The 19828-nt window shown below is 59.1% G+C and carries 19 protein-coding genes and 1 pseudogene; 9 read left to right on the forward strand and 11 right to left on the reverse strand.

The annotated features are described in order from the left end of the window. Positions 1-112: 112 nt before the first annotated feature. Both AC07T0_RS07365 and AC07T0_RS07370 read right to left on the reverse strand, forming a co-directional pair. Positions 113-202, reverse strand: a pseudogene (locus AC07T0_RS07365) (AsnC family transcriptional regulator); the annotation flags it as partial. Next, positions 201-692, reverse strand: a complete 492-nt coding sequence (locus tag AC07T0_RS07370) for an ABC transporter permease subunit (RefSeq protein ID WP_495000528.1) — start codon at positions 690-692, stop codon at positions 201-203. The pseudogene AC07T0_RS07365 and the gene AC07T0_RS07370, both read right to left, overlap by 2 nt. Positions 693-777: 85 nt before the next feature. On the opposite strand from AC07T0_RS07370, the gene AC07T0_RS07375 reads away from it, so the two are divergent. Further along, positions 778-1437: a methyltransferase family protein gene (locus AC07T0_RS07375; RefSeq protein ID WP_495000529.1), complete on the forward strand. Its 660-nt coding sequence runs from the start codon at positions 778-780 to the stop codon at positions 1435-1437. 232 nt (positions 1438-1669) lie between these two features. Continuing rightward, positions 1670-2593, forward strand: a complete 924-nt coding sequence (locus tag AC07T0_RS07380; RefSeq protein ID WP_495000530.1) for an alpha/beta fold hydrolase — start codon at positions 1670-1672, stop codon at positions 2591-2593. A 252-nt stretch (positions 2594-2845) separates the two neighbouring features. On the opposite strand, the gene AC07T0_RS07385 is transcribed toward AC07T0_RS07380, so the two are convergent. Continuing rightward, a complete protein-coding gene (locus AC07T0_RS07385; protein ID WP_495000531.1) occupies positions 2846-4519 on the reverse strand; it encodes a methyl-accepting chemotaxis protein in 1674 nt (557 codons plus the stop codon). A 356-nt stretch (positions 4520-4875) separates the two neighbouring features. Between AC07T0_RS07385 and AC07T0_RS07390 the strand changes: the two genes are divergently transcribed. Next, complete coding sequence (locus tag AC07T0_RS07390; protein WP_495000532.1) at positions 4876-5808, forward strand: chemotaxis protein CheV; 933 nt, start codon at positions 4876-4878, stop codon at positions 5806-5808. 85 nt (positions 5809-5893) lie between these two features. On the opposite strand, the gene AC07T0_RS07395 is transcribed toward AC07T0_RS07390, so the two are convergent. Then, complete coding sequence (locus AC07T0_RS07395) at positions 5894-6130, reverse strand: hypothetical protein (RefSeq protein ID WP_495000533.1); 237 nt, start codon at positions 6128-6130, stop codon at positions 5894-5896. A 174-nt stretch (positions 6131-6304) separates the two neighbouring features. Here AC07T0_RS07395 and AC07T0_RS07400 point away from each other — a divergent pair, with 174 nt between their 5' ends. Both AC07T0_RS07400 and AC07T0_RS07405 read left to right on the forward strand, forming a co-directional pair. Further along, positions 6305-6646, forward strand: coding sequence for a hypothetical protein (locus tag AC07T0_RS07400; RefSeq protein ID WP_495000534.1), 342 nt, complete (start codon positions 6305-6307; stop codon positions 6644-6646). A gap of 438 nt (positions 6647-7084) precedes the next feature. After that, positions 7085-7615 (forward strand): cytochrome b, encoded by a 531-nt coding sequence (locus AC07T0_RS07405; RefSeq protein ID WP_495000535.1) that lies wholly within the window; start codon positions 7085-7087, stop codon positions 7613-7615. Here the strand turns inward: AC07T0_RS07405 and AC07T0_RS07410 are convergent. The 3 genes from AC07T0_RS07410 to AC07T0_RS07420 form a co-directional block, all read right to left on the reverse strand. Then, positions 7610-7972, reverse strand: coding sequence for a VOC family protein (locus AC07T0_RS07410; RefSeq protein WP_495000536.1), 363 nt, complete (start codon positions 7970-7972; stop codon positions 7610-7612). The two genes, AC07T0_RS07405 and AC07T0_RS07410, sit on opposite strands and share 6 nt — an antisense overlap. An 81-nt stretch (positions 7973-8053) precedes the next feature. Then, complete coding sequence (locus AC07T0_RS07415) at positions 8054-8533, reverse strand: VOC family protein (protein ID WP_495000537.1); 480 nt, start codon at positions 8531-8533, stop codon at positions 8054-8056. 94 nt (positions 8534-8627) lie between these two features. Continuing rightward, positions 8628-9269 (reverse strand): TetR/AcrR family transcriptional regulator, encoded by a 642-nt coding sequence (locus AC07T0_RS07420; RefSeq protein ID WP_495000538.1) that lies wholly within the window; start codon positions 9267-9269, stop codon positions 8628-8630. A gap of 90 nt (positions 9270-9359) precedes the next feature. Here AC07T0_RS07420 and AC07T0_RS07425 point away from each other — a divergent pair, with 90 nt between their 5' ends. Beyond that, positions 9360-10400 (forward strand): SDR family oxidoreductase, encoded by a 1041-nt coding sequence (locus AC07T0_RS07425; protein ID WP_495000539.1) that lies wholly within the window; start codon positions 9360-9362, stop codon positions 10398-10400. Between the two features lie 39 nt (positions 10401-10439). Here AC07T0_RS07425 and AC07T0_RS07430 read toward each other — a convergent pair whose 3' ends face one another. Further along, on the reverse strand, positions 10440-11111 hold the full coding sequence (locus AC07T0_RS07430) for an NADPH-dependent F420 reductase (RefSeq protein WP_495000540.1): 672 nt from the start codon (positions 11109-11111) through the stop codon (positions 10440-10442). A gap of 100 nt (positions 11112-11211) precedes the next feature. Here AC07T0_RS07430 and AC07T0_RS07435 point away from each other — a divergent pair, with 100 nt between their 5' ends. Then, the gene (locus tag AC07T0_RS07435) at positions 11212-12105 is read left to right on the forward strand and encodes a LysR family transcriptional regulator (protein WP_495000541.1); all 894 of its coding nucleotides are present in this window, start codon (positions 11212-11214) and stop codon (positions 12103-12105) included. Here AC07T0_RS07435 and AC07T0_RS07440 read toward each other — a convergent pair. Together AC07T0_RS07440 and AC07T0_RS07445 are read right to left on the reverse strand one after the other, a co-directional pair. Beyond that, entirely contained in the window at positions 12102-12956 is an 855-nt protein-coding gene (locus AC07T0_RS07440; RefSeq protein ID WP_495000542.1) for a transporter substrate-binding domain-containing protein, read from the reverse strand. The genes AC07T0_RS07435 and AC07T0_RS07440 overlap by 4 nt on opposite strands. Before the next feature lie 81 nt (positions 12957-13037). Continuing rightward, complete coding sequence (locus AC07T0_RS07445; protein WP_495000543.1) at positions 13038-13826, reverse strand: HalD/BesD family halogenase; 789 nt, start codon at positions 13824-13826, stop codon at positions 13038-13040. A 106-nt stretch (positions 13827-13932) separates the two neighbouring features. Between AC07T0_RS07445 and AC07T0_RS07450 the strand changes: the two genes are divergently transcribed. Both AC07T0_RS07450 and AC07T0_RS07455 read left to right on the forward strand, forming a co-directional pair. Further along, complete coding sequence (locus AC07T0_RS07450) at positions 13933-14829, forward strand: LysR substrate-binding domain-containing protein (protein WP_495000544.1); 897 nt, start codon at positions 13933-13935, stop codon at positions 14827-14829. Positions 14830-14904: 75 nt separating this feature from the next. Continuing rightward, positions 14905-17109 carry an OsmC domain/YcaO domain-containing protein gene (locus tag AC07T0_RS07455; RefSeq protein ID WP_495000545.1) on the forward strand — a complete coding sequence of 735 codons (2205 nt, stop codon included), beginning with the start codon at positions 14905-14907 and terminating at the stop codon, positions 17107-17109. Positions 17110-17285: 176 nt separating this feature from the next. Here AC07T0_RS07455 and AC07T0_RS07460 read toward each other — a convergent pair whose 3' ends face one another. After that, complete coding sequence (locus tag AC07T0_RS07460; RefSeq protein WP_495000546.1) at positions 17286-19763, reverse strand: TIM-barrel domain-containing protein; 2478 nt, start codon at positions 19761-19763, stop codon at positions 17286-17288. Positions 19764-19828 lie beyond the last annotated feature (65 nt).

The following is a 19828-nucleotide window of genomic DNA, read 5'->3' on the forward strand; positions in this document are numbered from 1 at the left end:
TTACTTAGTTTAAATCGCTTTTTTGGGTGTTATTTGTTTGATTTGCCTATCTTTTTGAGTGCCTGTAAAAATGGCGTTTTCTCGTTCAGCCGCGCGCGGGCAGATTTAGATATTAAAGCGCAAGGGCTCGGTCCTGAATGACGCGCTTCATCACCGGGAGCGAGGTGCGGCGCAGTACATTGGGCAGCGTAGACGCACTTTCAGCGTTTCACCGCCTGCTTGCTGGTCGCGAAATTGGTCAGCAAATCGAGGCAGGAACAGAACACGAAGTAGACCAGGGCCACAAACAGGAAAATTTCCGTGGGATGGACCATCACCCGGTTGCTGACCTGGGTCGCCACGAAGGACAGTTCGCCGACGCCGATCACATAGGCTAGGGAGGTGTCCTTGATCAGCGAGATCCACTGGTTGAGGAACGACGGCAGCATGATTGGCAGGGCCTGCGGCAGGATGATCAGTCGCATGACTTGAACGGGCCGCATGCCCAGCGGTACCGGGTTGGCCGGGTTGGTCGGTTGCAACTGCAGCTTGACCCCCAGTTTGTCGGCGATGGCCTTGGCGTAATCCACGTCCAGGCCTTCGATCTGCTTGCTCTTGGCATCGACAAAGCCGAAAGGCGGGTTGCTGTCGAACGAGGCGACGCGCAAGACGCCGGATTTCTTGATGTCTTCCAGGCGATCGGCATGAGCCAAACCCGCGAGCTAGAGCGTTACCAATCAACGGCTGAGACGAATGCTTCTACACTGAAATCATCCGGTTTACCGAGTCGAGGACAGCATGAAACTCTCACTTCGCTTGGCGTTTTTCAGCATGGCGGCGACGCTGGGCTATCTCTGGCTGGCGGTGTGGGGATTCGGCGGCTGGGCGGCGTTTGTCGCCCAGCCGGCGTTGCTGGTGATCGCCGTGGTGACCCTGCTGTTGGCGGGTTCGGCGCTATTTACCGAAGGCAATCTCAGCCCCGGCGTGCGTGAGGATCGTGGCAATCGCTGGGTGATCCCGGTCATTGCCGTCCTCGGCTTGATGCTGGTGGGGCTGGTGCCCTGGACGGCTCGCTTGGGCTGGTGGACCTTTGGCGGTGAGGCGGTGCGTTGGTTTGGTGTGCTGCTGTTTACCCTTGGCGGCGTGTTGCGGATGTGGCCGGTGTTCGTGTTGGGCAAGCGCTTCAGCGGGTTGGTGGCGATCCAACCGGGGCACCGGCTGGTGACCACCGGCCTCTACCGATTTCTGCGCAACCCGAGCTACCTCGGGCTGCTGGTCAATTCGTTGGGTTGGGCACTGGCTTTTCGCTCCGGCGTCGGGGTATTGCTGACGGCGTTGACGCTGATCCCGCTGATAGCCCGCATGCGCTCGGAAGAGGCCTTGCTCAAGGCCGAGTTCGGCGAGGAGTACGAGGCGTATCGTTCACGCACCTGGCGCCTGCTGCCTGGAATTTATTGAGTCGCGCACCTGATGCCGAGTCGCCCGGTCATGCGTTCTGATTGTCAGACCGGGTAAACGAATACCGGTCGATATCCTGCCTGAGCTGGCAACCCTGGCTTTGCCAATATGCCACTCAAGAGTTGCGCGCCGATCCATCCAGGCGCCTTGCTGGGGGATGCCCATTCTGCTTTTATGACTCGAACGGTCGGGCGGAGTCTGGTTCCGCGAATCTTGATCTGGAGAAATCTTGATGTTCTTGATCCTTGCCCTGATAGCCCTCGCCGTCGTTTGGGGATGGTGGACCTATCCGCGTGTGGGCGGGCTGTTGTTCGACCTGATTACGCTGCTTGAGGCGCGCCTCTCGCGCTTGAAGGAAGTCCCGGTGGCGATTGAACGGATGACCCTGGCGACTCTTCAGGGCGGCGTCAGTCGCAATACGCCGCCGCTGTTGCTGATCCACGGTTTCAGTGCCGACAAGAACCTCTGGATACGCTTTGCGCGATCCTTCGTTGCCGACCATCAGGTGATCATTCCCGACCTGGCCGGGCACGGCAAAAGTGGCTTCGAAGCGGGAGGCGACTACAGCATCGCGACCCAGGCGCAGCGTATGGTCGAGCTGTTGGACGCCAGCGGGATCGACAAGGTGCATGTGGTCGGCAGCTCCATGGGCGCTTACGTCGGCACCTGGCTGGCGGCGCATTACCCGGAGCGGGTGTTGTCATTGGCGTTGATGGGCCCCGTGGGGGTCAACCTGCCGCAGCCCAATGAAGTGGAGGAGTTGGTCAAGCAAGGCCGCAACCCTTTTCTGATCCACTCGCGGGCGGAGTTCGATCGCTTCTTCTCCATGACCATGGCCTCGCCACCCTGGATCCCGGGGGTGTTGCTGGCGGCGGAGTCGCAAACCTATATCGACCGGCGCCCTGAGCTCGCGGAAATCTTCGATGACTTCCATGACAGCCCGCGCATGGAGCCCTGGCTGAACGCTATCCGTGTGCCGACCTTACTGCTGTGGGGGCGTGAGGACCGCATGGCGCCTGTGGCCAGTGCACAAACCTGGATCGCGGGGATTCCCCATGCGCGTCTGGAGTGCTGGGACGGCGTCGGCCATCTGCCGATGGTCGAGCGACCGGAACAGACGGCGGCGCAGTATCGCGCGTTCCTCGCGGCGCAATGAGGGGGGAACGCCTGCCGTACCGAGGGGCAGCTCGAAGGTATAGCCAAAGTCATCGGGGGCGTGGAGGCTTGTCGTGCGATTACTGGCCTTCAGCGTGCTGCCTGTTGGTTGCCAGCATCAACCACTTGCGCATCGCTTGGAAGGTTGTTAATTCCCATCCATCAAATGCTCAGCCAGCTCGGGGCTGAGCGTACCGGCCATAGGCCTGCACGGTGGCATTCACCCGTTGTTGAACCTGTTCGACACTGGGTATTACAGCGAAAAACGCGCCAGCATGCCGTCCAGCTCAACCGCCAGGCGCCCCAGTTCCTGGCTGGCGGTGCTGGTTTGCGCGGCGCCGCTGGCGGTCTGCATGGACAGGTCACGGATGCGCACCAGGTTGTGGTCCACTTCACGGGCCACCTGGGCCTGTTGCTCGGCGGCGGTGGCGATCACCAGGTTGCGCTCGTCAATGCCGGCCACCGACCGGGAAATACTCCCCAGCACATCCTTGGCCACCTGTGCCCGCTGGCGTGTGCGACCAGCCTGGGCGGCGCTTTCGGCCAGGGCCAGGACGGTGTCGCCGGTGCCCTGATGAATACCGTCCATCATCTTTTCGATTTCTCGCGTCGACGCATCGGTACGCTGCGCCAGGCCGCGCACTTCATCGGCCACCACGGCAAAACCGCGCCCGGCGTCACCGGCCCGGGCCGCCTCGATGGCCGCATTGAGCGCCAGCAGGTTGGTCTGGGCGGCCACGCTACGGATCACCTCCAGCACCTTGCTGATGCCCTGGGTTTCGATTGCCAGGGCCTGGGCGCGCAGGCTGGCCTGTTCGACCTGATCGGCGAGGACGCTGATATCGGCCATGGTCTCGTCCAATTGTTGCTGGCCTTCGCGAACGGCGGTGCTGGAACTGCGTGACTCGCTGGAGGTCTCCACCGCGTTGCGGGCGACTTCCTCGACCACCTGGCTCATCTCGGTGACGGCGGTGGCGGCGTGTTCGATCTCGCCGTATTGCTGATGCAGGTCCTGGGCGCTGTCATGCATGATCGCGCCCATTTCCTGGGTGGCCGCGTTCAGACGGCCGACGGCGCCACCGATCTGATTGATCACCGCGTGCAACTGATCGCGCATGTGCCCGAGCATCTGCAGCAGTTGCGCCACTTCGTCCTGGCCATGGGCGACCACCAGTTGGCTGAGGTCGCCGGCCGCCACGGTCTTGGCCACTTGCAAGGCCTGGCGCAATGGTCGAGTGATGCTCACGCTCAGTCGCCAGGCCTGTAACAGCATCAGCACCAGCGCCACGGCGATGACAATCGGCAGCAGCAACTGAACCTTGTGGAAGGTGCTGGCGGTGTTTTCCAGGGCTTGGGCAGTGGTTTGCTTGTTCAGCTCACGGAGCAATTGCACCTGCATGTCCATCAACGAGCCCTGGTTGGCCAGGTCGTTGTTGGCGAGGTTGCTGGCCTCGCTGATTTTCTTCTGCTCGACCAGCTCGATGGCCTGCTTGAACAGCGTGACAAACTGCTGCGAGGCGTCCTGCAGCAATTTGATCGAGTCCCGCTCTGTCCCTTCCGGGACATTGGCCAGGTATTCGGTAAAGCCCTGGTTCACCTCGGCACTGAGCTGTTGCAGGTTGATCTTGCGGTTGACCAGTTCAGCCGGGTCGTTGGCATACACCAGCAACAGCGCGGCCTCGGTGCGCATCTTGGCCAGGTCGATGGCGATGGCATCGGCCTGGGCGATACTCGAGAGCGGTCCTTGCTCGATCAACTCGCCCTGGTGGCGAATATGCTGCATTGCCGTCAGACAAAAACCGCCCAAGGCAGCCAGCAGCAGGGCGCAGAGGCCGAAGCTGGCCAGCAGACGCTTGCCGATACTCAGGCGGCGCAGCAGGGTGGGTCGGTGGGAAGGCTTGCGGAGAAAGGCGAAACGAAGGTTCACAGCGGCGGGCTCTTATGAGGGCTACGCCAGAGGTTGTAACAATATTGCGTGATGGCTTTATGACACTTTTGTTGATGGCAGGAATTTCATGTTCGGACGTTGCTGGCGTTCTAGGGATTTTCCTACTCTGTCTCCTGTCATCCCTACCCAAAAATAGGGATGCTCCGATGGTGGGGCTGCACGCATACGGCGATGATTTTTGTAACGCCAGTCAGCTCTCACGGCATGTATTGCGCGATCCGATTCATCGCGTTTAGGTCTTTCCGGACGACTTTGCAGGTGACGGACCAACGATATTCAACCACTCCCGAGCACTGTTGGCGGGGATTGGCAATTGAGTGCTCAAGGGGGTGGTGATGGCCGGTCTGATGGATTCCGTGAACAGTCGAACTCAGTTGGTGGGGCAGAATCGCCTCGAATTGTTGTTGTTTCGGTTCGACGAACATCAACTGTATGGCATCAACGTGTTCAAGGTGCGTGAGGTCATGCCCTGTCCTGCGTTGCATATCATACCCAGGTCCCATCCCGTGGTCTGTGGTGTGGCAAATATTCGGGGTACCTCGATTCCGATCCTCGATCTGGCGCGGGCCACTGGCTTGCCAGGCGTCCAGGACATGGCCTCGTCGTTTGTGATCATTACCGAATACAACACCAAGACCCAGGGTTTCCTGGTCTCGGCGGTCGAGCATATTGTCAACCTGAACTGGGAGGACATTCATCCGCCACCCAAGGGCAGTGGTTCCGATCATTACCTGACCGCCGTGACACGGGTCGATAACCGGCTGGTGGAAATCATTGATGTCGAGAAGGTTTTGTCCGAGGTGGCGCCCACCAGTGAAGTCATCTCCCTGGGGGTGATTGATGCCCAGACCAATGCCCAGGCCCCCGAATTCCTGGTGTTGACGGTGGACGACTCGGTCGTGGCGCGTAAACAGGTCAGTCGTTGCCTGGAGTCGGTGGGCGTGAAGGTGATTGCACTCAACGATGGCCGCCAAGCCCTCGACTACCTGCGTGGAATGCTCGACGAAGGAAAGTCGCCGGCAGACGATCTGCTGATGATGATCTCCGATATAGAGATGCCGGAAATGGACGGTTACACCCTGACGGCCGAGGTTAGAAATGATCCTCGGCTGCAGAAGCTGCATATCGTTTTGCACACGTCTTTGTCAGGCATATTCAATCAGGCGATGATCAAGAAAGTCGGAGCCGATGACTTTTTGGCCAAGTTTCGCCCCGATGACCTGGCCAGTCGTGTGGTGGCTCGTATACAGGCGGTCGGGAAGGCTTGATTTCCGGTTGGTGCTCGATGACCCACGGTTTCAACGAGAGGGGGCGTGGGCCTTGCACCGGTGAGGCATCACTCGGGGGCGGTGACTAAAGCCACGTATTCACCACCCGTCGATCCAACTCTTCCCAGTCCGCCATGCCCAACACCCGGGTGGTGTTCAGCCCACGTAAATAACCGCGCAGTTGATTGGCAGTGGCCCGGGCAAGCTCCGGGTCGGTGGCGTTTTCGTCCAGCAGTACGCTTTCGTACTGGACCAGGTAATCGGCCACCCGCTCACGAAAATCGGGCAAAACAGCGTCGCGGATCAAGTCAAACGTTCTCAAGGAGGTGGCCTCGTCGGTCTTTTCTGGTTGTGATCAGGGGCGGGTGCTGTCTGCACGGCGCGCAACTATTGCTAGACGTAATACCGACCATCACGAAATGCAAGTTCTACTTTGTCGACAATAGTTGGAGAATCGCCGGCATCGAACATACCGTTTATTTTCAGGATGAGATGGATGCGCCCTTTATTTGTGTCTGCCCTGGCGTTGGGCTCCTTGTTGCTGGTCGGTTGTGCCACCGCGCCGAACGACCCGACCCTGGTCTTGCAGACCCGCAAGACCCCGGCCCAATACGCCGAATGCGTCATACCGAAACTGCAGCGCAGTGAGTTGAATCCGACCGTCTCGCAGACCCAGCACAGCTACCGGATCGTGGTGACGAGCAAAGTCTCGGCGGACAACGTGCTGGAAGCCCACAAGGCCGGGACGGGCGGCAAGGTGTTCGTCTATGAGCGGCACTTGCTGGCCTCGAACCTCCTGCCTTCGAGTTTTGAGCGCGCGGCACAGGATTGCATCTGACCCCAGGCTGTAAACGCTTTTTATCGTGCTCCTTTGGTTGGCCGCAACCGACCAATTTTTTGCCCTGCACCGTCATTCGGTTGCGGGGCTTTTTTTGTTTGGGAATGAGCAATGGCTGAGCGGTTCGTGGTGTCGCTCGGTGGACGAAACGCAGGAGGAGGCAGTCCATCGCGAGCAAGCTTGCTCCTACGGCAGCGGTTTTGTGTGGGCCGACAATTGTAATCGGCCTGTGGTTGCTCAGTACCAACCTATGACTTTTGGCCAGACAACATTCTCTGGGTCAGGTCATCAACCATCGCTTTGCCCATTTCGCAAACAAACCGTGCAAACGCACAGGGCAGGGCGGCCAAGCCCTTGCGGAGCGGATAATCAGGTAGTACCGTGTTTCTGCAAATCTAAATGTAAATCTTTCTTACTAATTGGCGCCGCACGATTTTTATGGTCTACCCCGTCTTGCAATCACCCCCCAAGCCCTATACGAGCACCCGGATCTACCTGCATTGGATCTCCGCGCTGGTTATCCTCTGGGCCACGCTGAGCGGTTTCGGGGTGACCTTGCTTCCTGTCAATCACCCAGTTCGCCAGTGGGTGGAAAGCGTCAATCCACAAATAACCTCGCTGTTTATTCCGCTGTTTGCCTGGCGCCTGTGGTTGTACCTGAGCGCCCCGTCTGAACAGTCAGCGGGTATTCGAGATCTGCAGAAAAGCATCGCCAAATTGACCCACACCTTGATCTATCTCAGCGTAAGTGGCGTATTGCTGACCGGCGTGGTGATGATGAACCATCCCGTGCTGCTGCTTGGGATCATACCGCTGCCGCAACTGCTTCACTCCGTGCCAGCCCTGGCAGATGTTCAACAACTGCATCATCTGCTCTGCGCCATGCTGGCCGCGCTGGTGGCGTTGCACCTGGCCGCTGTGTTGCGACACCAGCTTCGAGGTCGTTCGGTATTGCGTCGGATGCTATGAAGTCCAGTCGCTGTGCTGCAGCACATTGATCAGCGTGCCCAGCGGATCACGCACGAAGAAGCGCCGCACACCCCAGGGTTCGAGGGTCAGTGGGTAGGGGATCGCGTAGCCGGCGCGTTGCGCGCGCTCGAAGACCTCGTCGAGGTTGTCCACTTCGATGGACAGATCCGGTACCGGCGCGCCGGAGCCGCCTTCGCTGGAAATGCTCAGCTGTGCAAGGGCATGGCTGTCGGAGGCCAGGGTGATGATCCAGCCGTGGTCCATCATCGGTGCGATATCGAACAGCTGGCTATAAAAGGTCGCGACCTCGGCGGGGCGCTGGCTGGTCAGGTTGGCGACGATTCGGCGGACGGTCATGATAGGCTCCGGATGGGGCAGCAGCGTTCAGCATAAGTCGGATTGTGTCCCTATCCAAACGCCCGACCCAAGCTTGGCGGGTTATCCCTTCAACGCCGCTTCGATCACCGCGATGTCGATCTTTCTCATGCCCATCATGGCGTCGAACGCACGCTTGGCCGCCGCGCGATCAGGACTGGCGATCGCGCTCATCAAGGCCCGTGGGGTGATCTGCCACGACAGCCCCCACTTGTCCTTGCACCAGCCGCAGGCGCTTTCCTCGCCGCCGTTTCCGACAATCGCGTTCCACAAGCGGTCCGTCTCGGCCTGGTCATCGGTTGCCACCTGGAACGAGAACGCCTCGCTGTGCTTGAACATCGGCCCACCGTTCAGGCCGAGACAAGGGATGCCCATCACACGGAACTCGACGGTCAGCACATCACCCTGTTTGCCTGCGGGGTAGTCGCCAGGTGCAGGGTGGACGGCGACCACTGCGCTATCCGGGAAGGTCTCGGCGTAAAACGTCGCGGCCTCCAGCGCGGTGCCTTCGTACCAGAGACAAATCGTGTTTTTGCTGGTCATGTGGGTTCTCCACGGTTGAGGCTGATCCATGGAATTCTAGACGACAACAGATTGAAGTGGCGTTTCAGCGGGTTTTCCTTCAGGTCGCCGACATTCAAGAGATCGCTAATTTGCCATTAGCGTCTGCGCTACTGGCCAAGACCCCCCTCAAGAAGACCATGATCATCCGCCCCGGAGCCTGGGTCGAATACACCACTTGCTGCAGAGCCTGGCCATGGGCCAGTGCCATCAGGCCTGCCGCCAGTTCCGCCGGCTCCACCGGGGGGATCTTCCGCAACCGGGCAAACACCCTGGCAACCAGTCCGCCCAGGGCTAGCCGATGGCCGTCCCACACGTGCCGGTACTCTTCGGCAAAGGCCACGCTGCGATTGGCGTGCAGTTGCAATTCCACCGCCAACATCGCCCAGTCGGCATCCTGGTTCAGGGTCGTCGACCATGCCTCCAAGCCCGCCAGTACATCGCCATCCGAGCGCTCCGCCGCTTCTATCAAGGCATTCAGTTGCAAGGCTTCGGCTTGCATATGCTGGCGTAGAAGTTCCAGCAACAGGGCTTCCTTGCTGGCGAAATTCGAATAGAAACCACCTTGCGAATAGCCGGCCTCGTCGGCGATATCCCGAATCGAGGTGCCACCAAAGCCGCGTTGCACGAACAAGCGCCGTGCCGCCTCGACAAGGCGTTCGCGGGTCTGGGCCTGGCTTTCTTCACGGCTGAGCCGTTTGCGGGTCTGTGCGTTCATGGGCGTCAAAATATCACTTGAGCTTTTAAATTCAATCGATATGATTTATGGATATCACTTGATATCTAGAAATCAATCGAGCTTTAAATCATGTCCCAGAACACCGCGTTTGTGACCGGCGCCACCGGACTTCTCGGCAGCAACCTGGTTCGTCTGCTGATCGAGCGAGGCTATGGCGTCGTTGCCTTGGTGCGCTCGCTGAAAAAGGCCAGGCAACAGTTCCCCGATCTGTCCGGCATCAGGCTGGTGGTCGGTGACCTGGATAACGTGGCGGCCTTCGCCCCGGCGATGCAGGGCTGTGCCGTGGTGTTCCATACCGCCGCCTTCTTTCGCGACAACTACAAGGGTGGGCGCCATTGGCAAACCTTGCAGCGCATCAATATCGACGGCACGGCAGCGTTGATCGAGCAGGCTTATCAGGCCGGCATCCGGCGGTTCGTGCAGACGTCTTCCATCGCCGTACTGAATGGCGAACCGGGAGCCGTTATCGACGAGACCGACGAGCGCGATCCGGCCACCGCCGATGATTACTACCGCAGCAAGATCCTGGCTGATCAGGCCGTGCGTGCTTTCTGCGCGTCTCACCCAGCGATGAAAGCAACGTTTGTACTCCCCGGTTGGATGTGGGGGCCCGGAGACAGGGGACCGACTTCATCGGGGCAACTGTTGCTGGATACGGTGCGGGGCAAGTTGCCAGGGCTGGTGCCGGGGAGTTTTTCGCTGGTGGATGCCCGCGACGTTGCCTTGGCCTTGCTGGCGGCAGCCGAACAGGGGCGACCTGGCGAACGCTATCTCGCCGCAGGCCGACACATGACCATGAATGAATTGATTCCCTTGATCGGCCAGATTGCCGATGTGCCGACCCCTCGACGCAAGTTGCCGGTGCCGCTGCTCTATCTGATTGCTGGCATGCAGGAGCTGATCGCGGGCTTGAGTGACAAACCCGCGTTACTCAGCTTTGCCACCGTTCGCTTGATGCTCAAGGAGGCTGGCCGCAGTCATTTCAGTCCGATCAAGAGCCAGCGGGAATTGGGCCTGGTTTTCCGGCCGCTGGAGCTTACGCTGCGCGACACACTGGCCTGGTACCGAGAGCATGAGTGGCTATCGGCGTCTCCAGGGACACGGCCTTGAAACGCCGGGCGTTATTTCCCCGATCTGGCTGTCATGCCGTCAGGGCTGAAGGCGGCGCCACGATCCGTCGGGCAACTCGATCTGCCGTTGGGCTGCCGCCAAGGCAACCGTCAGTCCGGCTTTATCCAAGGGTATGCAGTAGGCGGGTTTGGCCCGCTCGAATCGCCAGCTTTCATCAAGGCCACCCGCATCAACCGCATCGAATCCAATCTCGTCCAACAAATTGATCACCAGCGCCTTGGCGGTCGGATCGTCCGCGGCGATCGGTAGCGCACGGCGGTCGGGCGCGCCTTTCGGGCGCGAGTCTTGCCCCAGGTCTTGAGCGAGGATAGCGTTGAAAACCTTGACCACCTTGGCCTGCGGCAGATGTTCGGCGAGCAGGCGACTGGTGGTGGTTTCGAAGCGGTCCAGCGCGGGAATCCGGCCGTCTCGTTGCGGGTAGTAGTTGTTGGCATCCAGAACGATTTTGCCCTCCAGCCACTGGGCCGGCAGGCTGCGGTAATGTGCCAGGGGGATGGCCACGAGCACCACCTCGCCAAATTGTACGGCTTGCTCCACGGTGCCGACCCGACTGGAGGGAATGTCGCCGAGCACACTGCTCATTGTCTGCGGGCCGCGTGAGTTACTGAGCATCGCCTCGTGTCCCGCGGCTATCACCAATTGCGCCACTGCACGTCCGATAAAACCTGCCCCAATAATGCCGATGCGCATGTCCTTACTCCGCTGCTTGGTTGGAAGACGCTATGATGATTAGCAATCAATGGGAGATAAATTGCCATTTAGGACTTAATCTTGTTACCAGGAGTATTGAATGTTGGATCGCCTTACGGGCATGAGCGCTTTTGTGATGGCTGCGGAATCTGGCTCCTATGCCAGTGCCGCGGAGCGTTTGGACATGTCGCCGCAGATGGTGGCCAAGCATGTTGCCGCGCTTGAGCGCAGGCTGGGGGCGCGGTTACTGAACCGCACGACCCGACGGCAGAGCCTGACTGAACTGGGCAGTGCCTACTATGAGCGCTGCAAGCATATTTTGAGCGAGGCCCAGGCCGCCGACTCCCTGGCGCAGATCATGACCGATACCCCTCGTGGCAAACTGAAAGTCACGGCGCCCGTGACCTTCGGCTCCTATAGCCTTATGCCATTTGTGACGAATTTTTTGCGTCACCACCCTGAGGTGGAAATCGATCTGCATTTGACCGACCGCTTCGTCGATCTGGTGGAGGAGGGCTATGAAGTGGCTTTTCGGATCGGTCCCTTGGCCAACTCGAGTTTGACCGCCCGACCGTTGGCACCGTATCGACTGCTGGCCTGCGCCGCACCGAACTATCTGGCTCAACGCGGAACGCCACGCACACCCGGTGATCTCGAGAACCATGAATGCCTAGGGTATGCCTATTGGTCGCGCCCAGCCGATCGCGAATGGCAATTCCGCCAAGATTCCACCCTTTACAAGGTCCCCATCGCCAGCCGTTTGCAGGTCAACGAGAGCAAGGCGCTGCTGTCAGCAGCGCTTGACGGGTTTGGCATTGTCCTTGGCTCCGAAGACTTTCTTGAGCCGGCGCTGCGAAACGGCGAGCTGGTGCGGCTGTTGGCCGATTTCGAAGCGCCGAGCCGACCCATGCATTTGCTTTATACGGCAAATCGTCAGCGCACCGCCAAACTTCGGCGCTTTATCGATGCGGCGCTCAGCCACTTTGGATGTTAAGGCGCGATATCGGCCTTGAACCATTTTTCCGAGAGTTTCTTGACCGTCCCATCCGCCAGGGCTGCGCTCAAGGCCTGGTTGAACCTGGTTTTCAAGTCCGTATCGGTCTTTCTGAACGCCAGCGCCTCACCCGGCCCCCAGATCGGCCCGCCAATCTTCGGGCCCACCATCTGCACCGCCTGATTTTCCGGGTTTTGCAGCGCGGAAGAAAAGAACGTCACGTCGTCAAAGGCAAAATCAATGCGCCCGGCATTCAGGTCCATCAGGTGCTCACCGGACTTTTTGTAGGTTCTGATGGTCGCCACGCTTTTGAAGTTTTTCTCCACAAAGTCGGTGTAGGCCGTGCCCGACTGGATGCCGATGGTCTTGCCCTTTACCAGTGCCTTGAGTTTCTCGATGGCGGCCTGATCCTGGACTTGTTCGCCGCTGAGTTTTACCGTCTGTGTGCTCGGCGCGGCCGCGATCAGCGCCGGCGTGGCACTGACAAACACACCTTGCGTGGCCGCATACGGCCGCGAGAAGTCGACGATGGCCTGGCGCTCTGGCGTGATGACGATAGCGTCCATCAGCATGTCGAACTTGCCGGCATTCATCCCGGCGATCATGCCGTCCCAGTCCTGGGCCTGCAGTTTGCACTCAAGCTGGATTCTCGCGCACAGATCCTTCAGCAGCTCAGGTTCGAAACCGGAAATTTCGCCGTTCGGCAGGGTGCTGTTCCAGGGTTCATAAGCTCCCTCGGTGGCCACCCTGACGGTGGTCCAGTCCTTGGCCGCGGCCATGCCAGTGAACAGCATGCCGCTCAATGCGCAGCAGGTAAAAAGGGTGCGGGTGGAGCGAGTGATGGCGTGCATGTGTTTCCCCAAAGAGTTCGAAAAGGTTCGGCAGGGGCAAGCGGTGTCGGGTGATCTTTTTGTTTGAGTGGTACGCAGGGATCAGGCCGTTCGGCCATAGAACCCCAACTGTTCCTCGGCGCTGAACAGCACATCGGGTTTTTCGTAGTAGGAGAACACCGCCACCATGCGTTCCCGGGGACCGCGCACGGGGGTGACGCGATGGGCGGTGTTTTTACCGCGAAACACATTCAACGTGCCCGCGCGCAGGGTGAGTGTCTGCACCTGCGGGTCACGCCCGTCGAGCAACTCGGCGACGCCGGCATAGTTGGGATCGTCCGCGCTACGCAAGTCGCTGCGGTATTGGAACTCACCGCCTTCCTCGGGGGCCTGGAGCATCAGCGTGGTGGTGAATTCAGAGCGATCGAAGTGCCAATTCAAGGTCTCGCCGTGGCGATAGCTCATCACGTTGACGCGGGCCAAGGGGTCGGCCATAAGGTGCAGTTGTGGCTTCTCCATCACCGCGGCCAGGAAAGCCAGCAGCGCTGGGTACTCGTACACCTCGTTGACCAGGCTGCCCTTGAGCTGATCGGCGCACAGGGTATGGCTGACTGTCTCGACCTGGCGCAGTGCCGGGTGATCCGCCGGCAAACCCTCGATCTTCGGTTTGAAGTAGATATTGTGGGTGCGGCTGTGGGTATGGGATTCACGATTCATGCTCGGCTGAATGCGTTCGGCGGCCTGACGCACCGCGTCGGCCCTGAGGAAACCCTCCAGGTTGAACATGCCGTTGCGCTTCAGCTCGGTACGACACTTATCGACCAGTTCATTCCACGCATCGCTGCCTTCGCGGTCGAGTGGAAAGCGCTCAAGATCCATGAGGTTGTTCATGATGACCCTCTCGTTGTAGATGGCCTCAACTTACCCCACGAAAAACTTCGCAACAACGGCACAAATTGTTAGGCTCCCCCTAGTAAAACTTAAGGGATGGGCGCTTATGCAACGCTTACCACCGCTCAATGCCGTACGCACCTTCGAGGTCGCCGCGCGCCTGGGCAGTTTCGTGCTGGCGGGGGCTGAACTGGGGGTATCGTCCGCGGCCATCAGCCAGCAGATCCGTCACCTGGAAGATTTCTTCGGCAAGAAGCTTTTCGTGCGCAACGGTAATCGCCTGGCCCTGACTGATGCGGGCTTGGCGATGTACCCGCAAACCTCGCGGGCGTTGAATGAGATTGCCGCGATGACCCTGCGCACCCTGGAAGGTGAGATTCGTACCCGGCTGATTGTCAGCGTGCCGTTTTCCCTGGCGGAATGTTGGTTGGCGCCCAAGCTCATGGAGCTTGTGGCGTTCTACCCGCAACTGTCGGTCGATGTGCGTGTGGAGGACGACCCCGTTGACCTCGCCCGGCATGACGTGGACTTGCGCGTCAGCTACGGGGACTATCACTACCCCGCGTGTGAGGCCATTGCGCTGTTCCATGACGAGGTGTTGCCGGTGTGCGCGCCGGAGCTGTGGTACCGACACGGGAACAAGGACTTCGACCTCGCGCCTGTTCACCAGAGTCTGTTTATTCATACGCAGTGGGGGGCCAATTATGCCTCGCACCCCACCTGGAGTGACTGGTTTGCCGCCGAACACTTGGATAACCCGCCGGACCCTGCCCATGGCCGGCGCTCGGGGTTATCGAGTTTGTCGGTGACGCTGGCCAAGCTGGGCATGGGCATCGCCCTGGGGCAGAAGGCGATTGCCCAGCGGGAGTTGGAGGCGGGGCGGTTGATAGCGCTTTCCACGATTTCGTTGAAGCTCGGGCATGCCTATTGTGCGTTTGTGCCGGGGGCCAAGCGGGGCCGGGGGGATGTCGAACGATTGCTGGCGTTGTTGGGGAAAAACTGAAAAGCACAAGACTTCGGGCCGAAAAAACGGATAATGACGCTCAAATTATTTGGCTCGTTATTCTGGTAATCCCGCATGGAAATCAAGGTCAACTTTCTCGACAACCTTCGACTTGAAGCCAAATTCGATGACTTCACGGTGGTCGCCGATCAACCGATCCGCTATAAGGGCGATGGTTCGGCACCGGGTCCGTTCGATTACTTTCTGGCTTCATCGGCGTTGTGTGCGGCTTACTTTGTGAAGTTGTACTGCGAAACGCGCAATATTCCCACCGATAATATCCGCCTGTCGCAGAACAATATTGTTGATCCGGAAAACCGTTACAACCAGATTTTCAAGATTCAGGTCGAGTTGCCGGCGGATATCAGCGCCAAGGACCGCCAGGGCATTTTGCGTTCCATCGACCGTTGCACGGTCAAGAAGGTGGTGCAAACCGGGCCTGAGTTTGTGATCGAGGAGGTGGAAAACCTGGATGCCGATGCCCAGGCGTTGCTGATGTTGAGCCCGGTTGCGGACGCGGCCACCTATATCGTCGGTAAGGATCTGCCGCTGGAGCAGACCATCGCCAATATGTCGGGCATTTTGGCCGGCTTGGGCATGAAGATTGAAATCGCTTCGTGGCGCAATATTGTTCCCAATGTCTGGTCGCTGCATATCCGCGATGCGCACTCGCCGATGTGTTTTACCAATGGCAAGGGCTCGACCAAGGAAGGCGCGTTGGCGTCGGCGTTGGGCGAGTTTATCGAACGACTCAATTGCAACTTTTTCTACAACGATCAGTTTTGGGGAGAAGACCTCGCCAACGCGGCGTTTGTGCACTACCCGGACGAACGCTGGTTCAAGCCTGGGCGCAAAGATGCGCTGCCGGCTGAAATTCTCGACGAATACTGCCTGGAGATCTACAACCCCGATGGCGAGCTGCGCGGCTCTCATCTGATCGATACCAACTCCGGCAATGAAGAGCGCGGTATCTGCTCGCTGCCTTACGTGCGCCAGTCGGACGGCGAGGTGGTGTATTTCCCCTCCAACCTGATCGAAAACCTGTTCCTCAGCAATGGCATGAGTGCCGGTAATACGCTGGCCGAAGCGCAGGTGCAATGCTTGTCGGAAATCTTCGAACGCGCGGTAAAACGCGAAATCCTGGAAGGTGAAATCGCCCTGCCGGATGTGCCACAGGAAGTACTGGCGAAATACCCCGGTATCCTGGCGGGTATTCAGGGTCTGGAGGCGCAGGGCTTCCCGGTGCTGGTGAAGGATGCGTCGCTGGGCGGGGAGTTCCCGGTGATGTGCGTCACCTTGATGAACCCTCGTACGGGGGGCGTGTTTGCCTCGTTCGGGGCACACCCAAGCTTTGAGGTAGCGCTGGAGCGCAGTCTTACCGAATTGTTGCAGGGGCGCAGTTTTGAAGGCCTGAACGATCTGCCCGCACCGACCTTTGAAAGCCACGCGGTGACTGAACCGAACAACTTTGTTGAACACTTTATCGACTCCAGCGGTGTGGTGTCGTGGCGCTTCTTCAGTGCCAAGTCGGATTTCGAGTTTGTTGAGTGGGATTTCTCCGGCCAGGGTGAAAACTCCAATACCGAGGAAGCCGAGACCTTGTTCGGCATTCTTGAAACGTTGGGCAAGGAAGTGTACATGGCGGTGTATGAGCATATCGGCGCGACGGCCTGCCGCATTCTGGTACCGGATTACTCGGAAATTTATCCGGTTGACGATCTGATCTGGGATAACACCAACAAGGCGCTGTTCTTCCGTGCCGATATTTTGAACCTGCACAGCCTCGACGATGCCGACCTTAAAGCCCTGGTCAAGCGTTTGGAAGAAAGCGAACTGGACGATTACACCGATATCACCACGTTGATCGGCATCGAATTTGACGACAATACGGCCTGGGGCCAGTTGACGATCCTGGAGTTGAAGCTACTGATCTATCTCGCCTTGCAGCAGTTTGACGAGGCGAAGGAGCTGGTGGAGACCTTCCTCCAGTTCAATGACAACACAGTCGAGCGCGGGTTGTTTTACCAGGCCTTGAATGTGGTGCTGGAGGTGCAGTTGGACGACGAGCTGGAGCTGGGCGATTACGAGGTCAATTTCCGCCGGATGTTTGGCAATCCGCGGATGGACGCCGTGATCGGCTCAGTGGACGGTAGCGTGCGCTTCTTCGGCTTGACGCCTACCAGCATGAAGCTGGAGGGGCTCGATCGGCACCTGCGGCTGATCGACAGCTACAAGAAACTGCATGCGGCGCGGGCCAATATGACGGCTTTATCTCGTTAATCGCTGACAGCGCCAACAAAGAAAGCACCTAAGGTGCTTTTTTTGTTTTGGGCGGCCGCTCAATCCAGGTGGTTGTTTTGCCGTTACCGGCTGCGGGCCACACCTTCGGCCGCCGGCCTCGCCGGGGTAGCTCCGTGGTGCAGCTTCCAGCGATCGAGGCGCATCGGGGGCCTCCCTCAGAGAAACAACAGCTGTAGGGTAATGTCCGGACTTGTATCGAAAACCTTGGTATAGACCTGTTTGATCGTGTCGTTGTAGTAGTACGCATTGACGCTCGACTGTTCCAGGGCCTGCGGGCTCTCCACGTTGTCGAGTGATTCTCCGTCGAGGGTTACCGACTGTGGCGCGTCGGCGCCGAGCAGGGAGACGAAATAAAAGGGTTCGGCGGGCAGGTAGTTATCGTACGTACGCTGGATTCGGATGTTCTGGCCATTCGCAATGCCGGTATGGCTGATTTCGCTCAAGCGGTAGGCTTGTGCGGTGGCATATTGAGTGCTTGAGCCATCGTCCAGGTAGAGCGTGTAGGTCGAGTCCTGGCCCGGGTAGATATTGAAGGTCAGTGGATTGACCTCAAGTTGTCCCACCCACTGTTCCAACTGGCGCATCGGCAGGATCGCCCCGGCGCGTATGTAGATCGGCACCTGGTCAAGATCCGCATGATAGCCCATGACCAGGGTCCCACCGTCGATCGGTGCATCGAGGGGGAAATCGTCGTCCATGAACGCGTACCACTGCGACCCCGCGGGCAGGTAGATATCGCGCACGGGTGGACTGGGCGCAGAGGCGGTCTCGTGTGGGGTAATGATCGGGGCCACGAGGATATCGCGGCCAACGAAGAACTGATCGTTCAGGTAGTCATAGATCCGCGGGTCCTGCGTCTCGTTGAGGAACAGGGCACGGGCGATCGGCATGCCGGTCTGCGTCGATTGGTATAAGGCGTCGTAGTAGATCTGCAACATCCGATAGCGCAGTTCGACGTATTTTCGGCAATTGCTCGGCACCGGCTCGGCGTAGTTGAAGGGTTCCTGGAACTGCTTGACGTAGCCGTCGTAGTGATTGCGGTACCAGGGCAAAAAGGAACCGAGCTGCATCCAGCGGGTGAACAGTTCGTAATTGGTAATCAAGCCTTCGCCGACACTACCGTCGCCCGGGCCAAACCCGCCAATGTCGCAGCCCGAAAGCGGGATGCCTGAGAGCCCGAGGTTCAGTACCTGCGGCAGGTTGATCTGGAGGAAATCCCAGCTGGAGGCCGAGTCGCCGGTCCACAATGCTGCGTAGCGCTGCAACCCGGCATAACCGCCACGGGCGATGATGAAATTGCGCTGCTGCGGACGCAATTGGTTGAGCCCGTTATAAGTGGCTTCACTGAGCAACAGGGCGAAGGCATTGTGCACTTGGGCATGCGCCACGCTCTCGCCGAAGCTGGTCACCATCAGGTCCAGTGGTGCGGTCTTCCAGGGCGACAGCACGCGGTTTTCGTTGGGCGGAGGCGCTTCGCCATACGCCGGGTTGCTGTCGGCTGTGTCATTGGCACTCTGCTGCATCTGCGGTGTGTCGTAGTAGGCGTAGATGGCCGGATCGGTCATGTCCTGCCAGACCATCTCCAGTCCCACGGACAACAGGTACTGGTACTGCTGCCCCCACCAGGTACGGACTTCGGGCCGGCCAAGATCGGGGTAGTAGCCACCGGAGCCGAGCTGTGTCTCGTGGTTGCTGTTTGCCTGCAAGGGTGGGTAGGCGTAGGGGTTGCTGCCGTAGTTCACGCCGTAGTTTTCTTCCCCGACGAACAACGAACCATCCGTTGGTAGGCCGGCGCGGACATTGCTCAGGAAATAGCCTTGCGCCACGCCCTCATCCCGCGTGGGGTAGGGCGCGTCCTCGCCGGTCTCGTCGAGGGGGTTATTGCTGATCATGGCCGTGATGTTGGTGCTGCACTTGAAACCGTTGGCCTTGAGGTTGGAAAACAGCACGCCCAGTTCAGGGAACTTGATATTACTGCTGGTAAACGTCCGATAGTTGTTCTGCAAGTCGATATCGATGTGCAGCCCGTCGATCGGGATACTGGTGTTGCGGTAGGCGTCGGCCGCCGCGCTGAGTTTTTCCTGATCGTAATAGCCATAGCAGCCTTGGTGGTAGCCCAGCGCGTATTTCGGCGCCAGCGTCGGCCGCCCCGTCAGTTGGGTGTATTGGTCAACGACCTCTGACGTCTGGTCGCCGAGCATGAAGTAGTAGTCGAGCTCACCGTACAAGGCGCCGAAATAGTACATGCCGTCCATGTTGGAGTAATCGTTGGCGCCAACGTTGAAATAGGACTGCGACGGGTTGTCGAAGAACAGTCCGTAGCTGTACGCCGGACCGGCATTGACGCCTTGCGGGCTGGGGTTGTTCTCGATCAACAGGGGCACGGAGCAGTAAAGCGGCTCGCTGGGGTTGAGCGGCCCGGACTGCTCGCCCTGCGCCAGCGTATCGGACAAGTATTCGAAGTTATCGAAATTGAACTGGGTCAGGCTGAAGCCGTTTTTGGCCAGTTGGGCCCCGGCTTTTTCGCCAAAACCGAAGTAGTAGGCATTCACCGGCGTTTGCTTGAAGTTGGCAATGACTTCATGGCCCGGCAGGTAGACCAGGTTGTAGTAGTGATTGTGTGTAGTGGTCAACTAATTCCGGACACCTCGATAGGTAATTTTGACACCATCGCCCGCTCGTAAACGGTCGGTGGCAG

It is taken from the genome of Pseudomonas sp. GW821-FHT04D07 (genome assembly GCF_059420225.1).

Excerpts from the sequence above, each read along its gene's own strand:
- AC07T0_RS07375 (WP_495000529.1), top strand. The coding sequence starts at position 778 with ATGAAACTCTCACTTCGCTTGGCGTTTTTCAGCATGGCGGCGACGCTG.
- AC07T0_RS07380 (WP_495000530.1), top strand. The coding sequence starts at position 1,670 with ATGTTCTTGATCCTTGCCCTGATAGCCCTCGCCGTCGTTTGGGGATGG.
- AC07T0_RS07390 (WP_495000532.1), top strand. The coding sequence starts at position 4,876 with ATGGCCGGTCTGATGGATTCCGTGAACAGTCGAACTCAGTTGGTGGGG.
- AC07T0_RS07400 (WP_495000534.1), top strand. The coding sequence starts at position 6,305 with ATGCGCCCTTTATTTGTGTCTGCCCTGGCGTTGGGCTCCTTGTTGCTG.
- AC07T0_RS07405 (WP_495000535.1), top strand. The coding sequence starts at position 7,085 with ATGGTCTACCCCGTCTTGCAATCACCCCCCAAGCCCTATACGAGCACC.
- AC07T0_RS07410 (WP_495000536.1), bottom strand. The coding sequence starts at position 7,972 with ATGACCGTCCGCCGAATCGTCGCCAACCTGACCAGCCAGCGCCCCGCC.
- AC07T0_RS07415 (WP_495000537.1), bottom strand. The coding sequence starts at position 8,533 with ATGACCAGCAAAAACACGATTTGTCTCTGGTACGAAGGCACCGCGCTG.
- AC07T0_RS07420 (WP_495000538.1), bottom strand. The coding sequence starts at position 9,269 with ATGAACGCACAGACCCGCAAACGGCTCAGCCGTGAAGAAAGCCAGGCC.
- AC07T0_RS07425 (WP_495000539.1), top strand. The coding sequence starts at position 9,360 with ATGTCCCAGAACACCGCGTTTGTGACCGGCGCCACCGGACTTCTCGGC.
- AC07T0_RS07430 (WP_495000540.1), bottom strand. The coding sequence starts at position 11,111 with ATGCGCATCGGCATTATTGGGGCAGGTTTTATCGGACGTGCAGTGGCG.
- AC07T0_RS07435 (WP_495000541.1), top strand. The coding sequence starts at position 11,212 with ATGTTGGATCGCCTTACGGGCATGAGCGCTTTTGTGATGGCTGCGGAA.
- AC07T0_RS07440 (WP_495000542.1), bottom strand. The coding sequence starts at position 12,956 with ATGCACGCCATCACTCGCTCCACCCGCACCCTTTTTACCTGCTGCGCA.
- AC07T0_RS07445 (WP_495000543.1), bottom strand. The coding sequence starts at position 13,826 with ATGAACAACCTCATGGATCTTGAGCGCTTTCCACTCGACCGCGAAGGC.
- AC07T0_RS07450 (WP_495000544.1), top strand. The coding sequence starts at position 13,933 with ATGCAACGCTTACCACCGCTCAATGCCGTACGCACCTTCGAGGTCGCC.
- AC07T0_RS07455 (WP_495000545.1), top strand. The coding sequence starts at position 14,905 with ATGGAAATCAAGGTCAACTTTCTCGACAACCTTCGACTTGAAGCCAAA.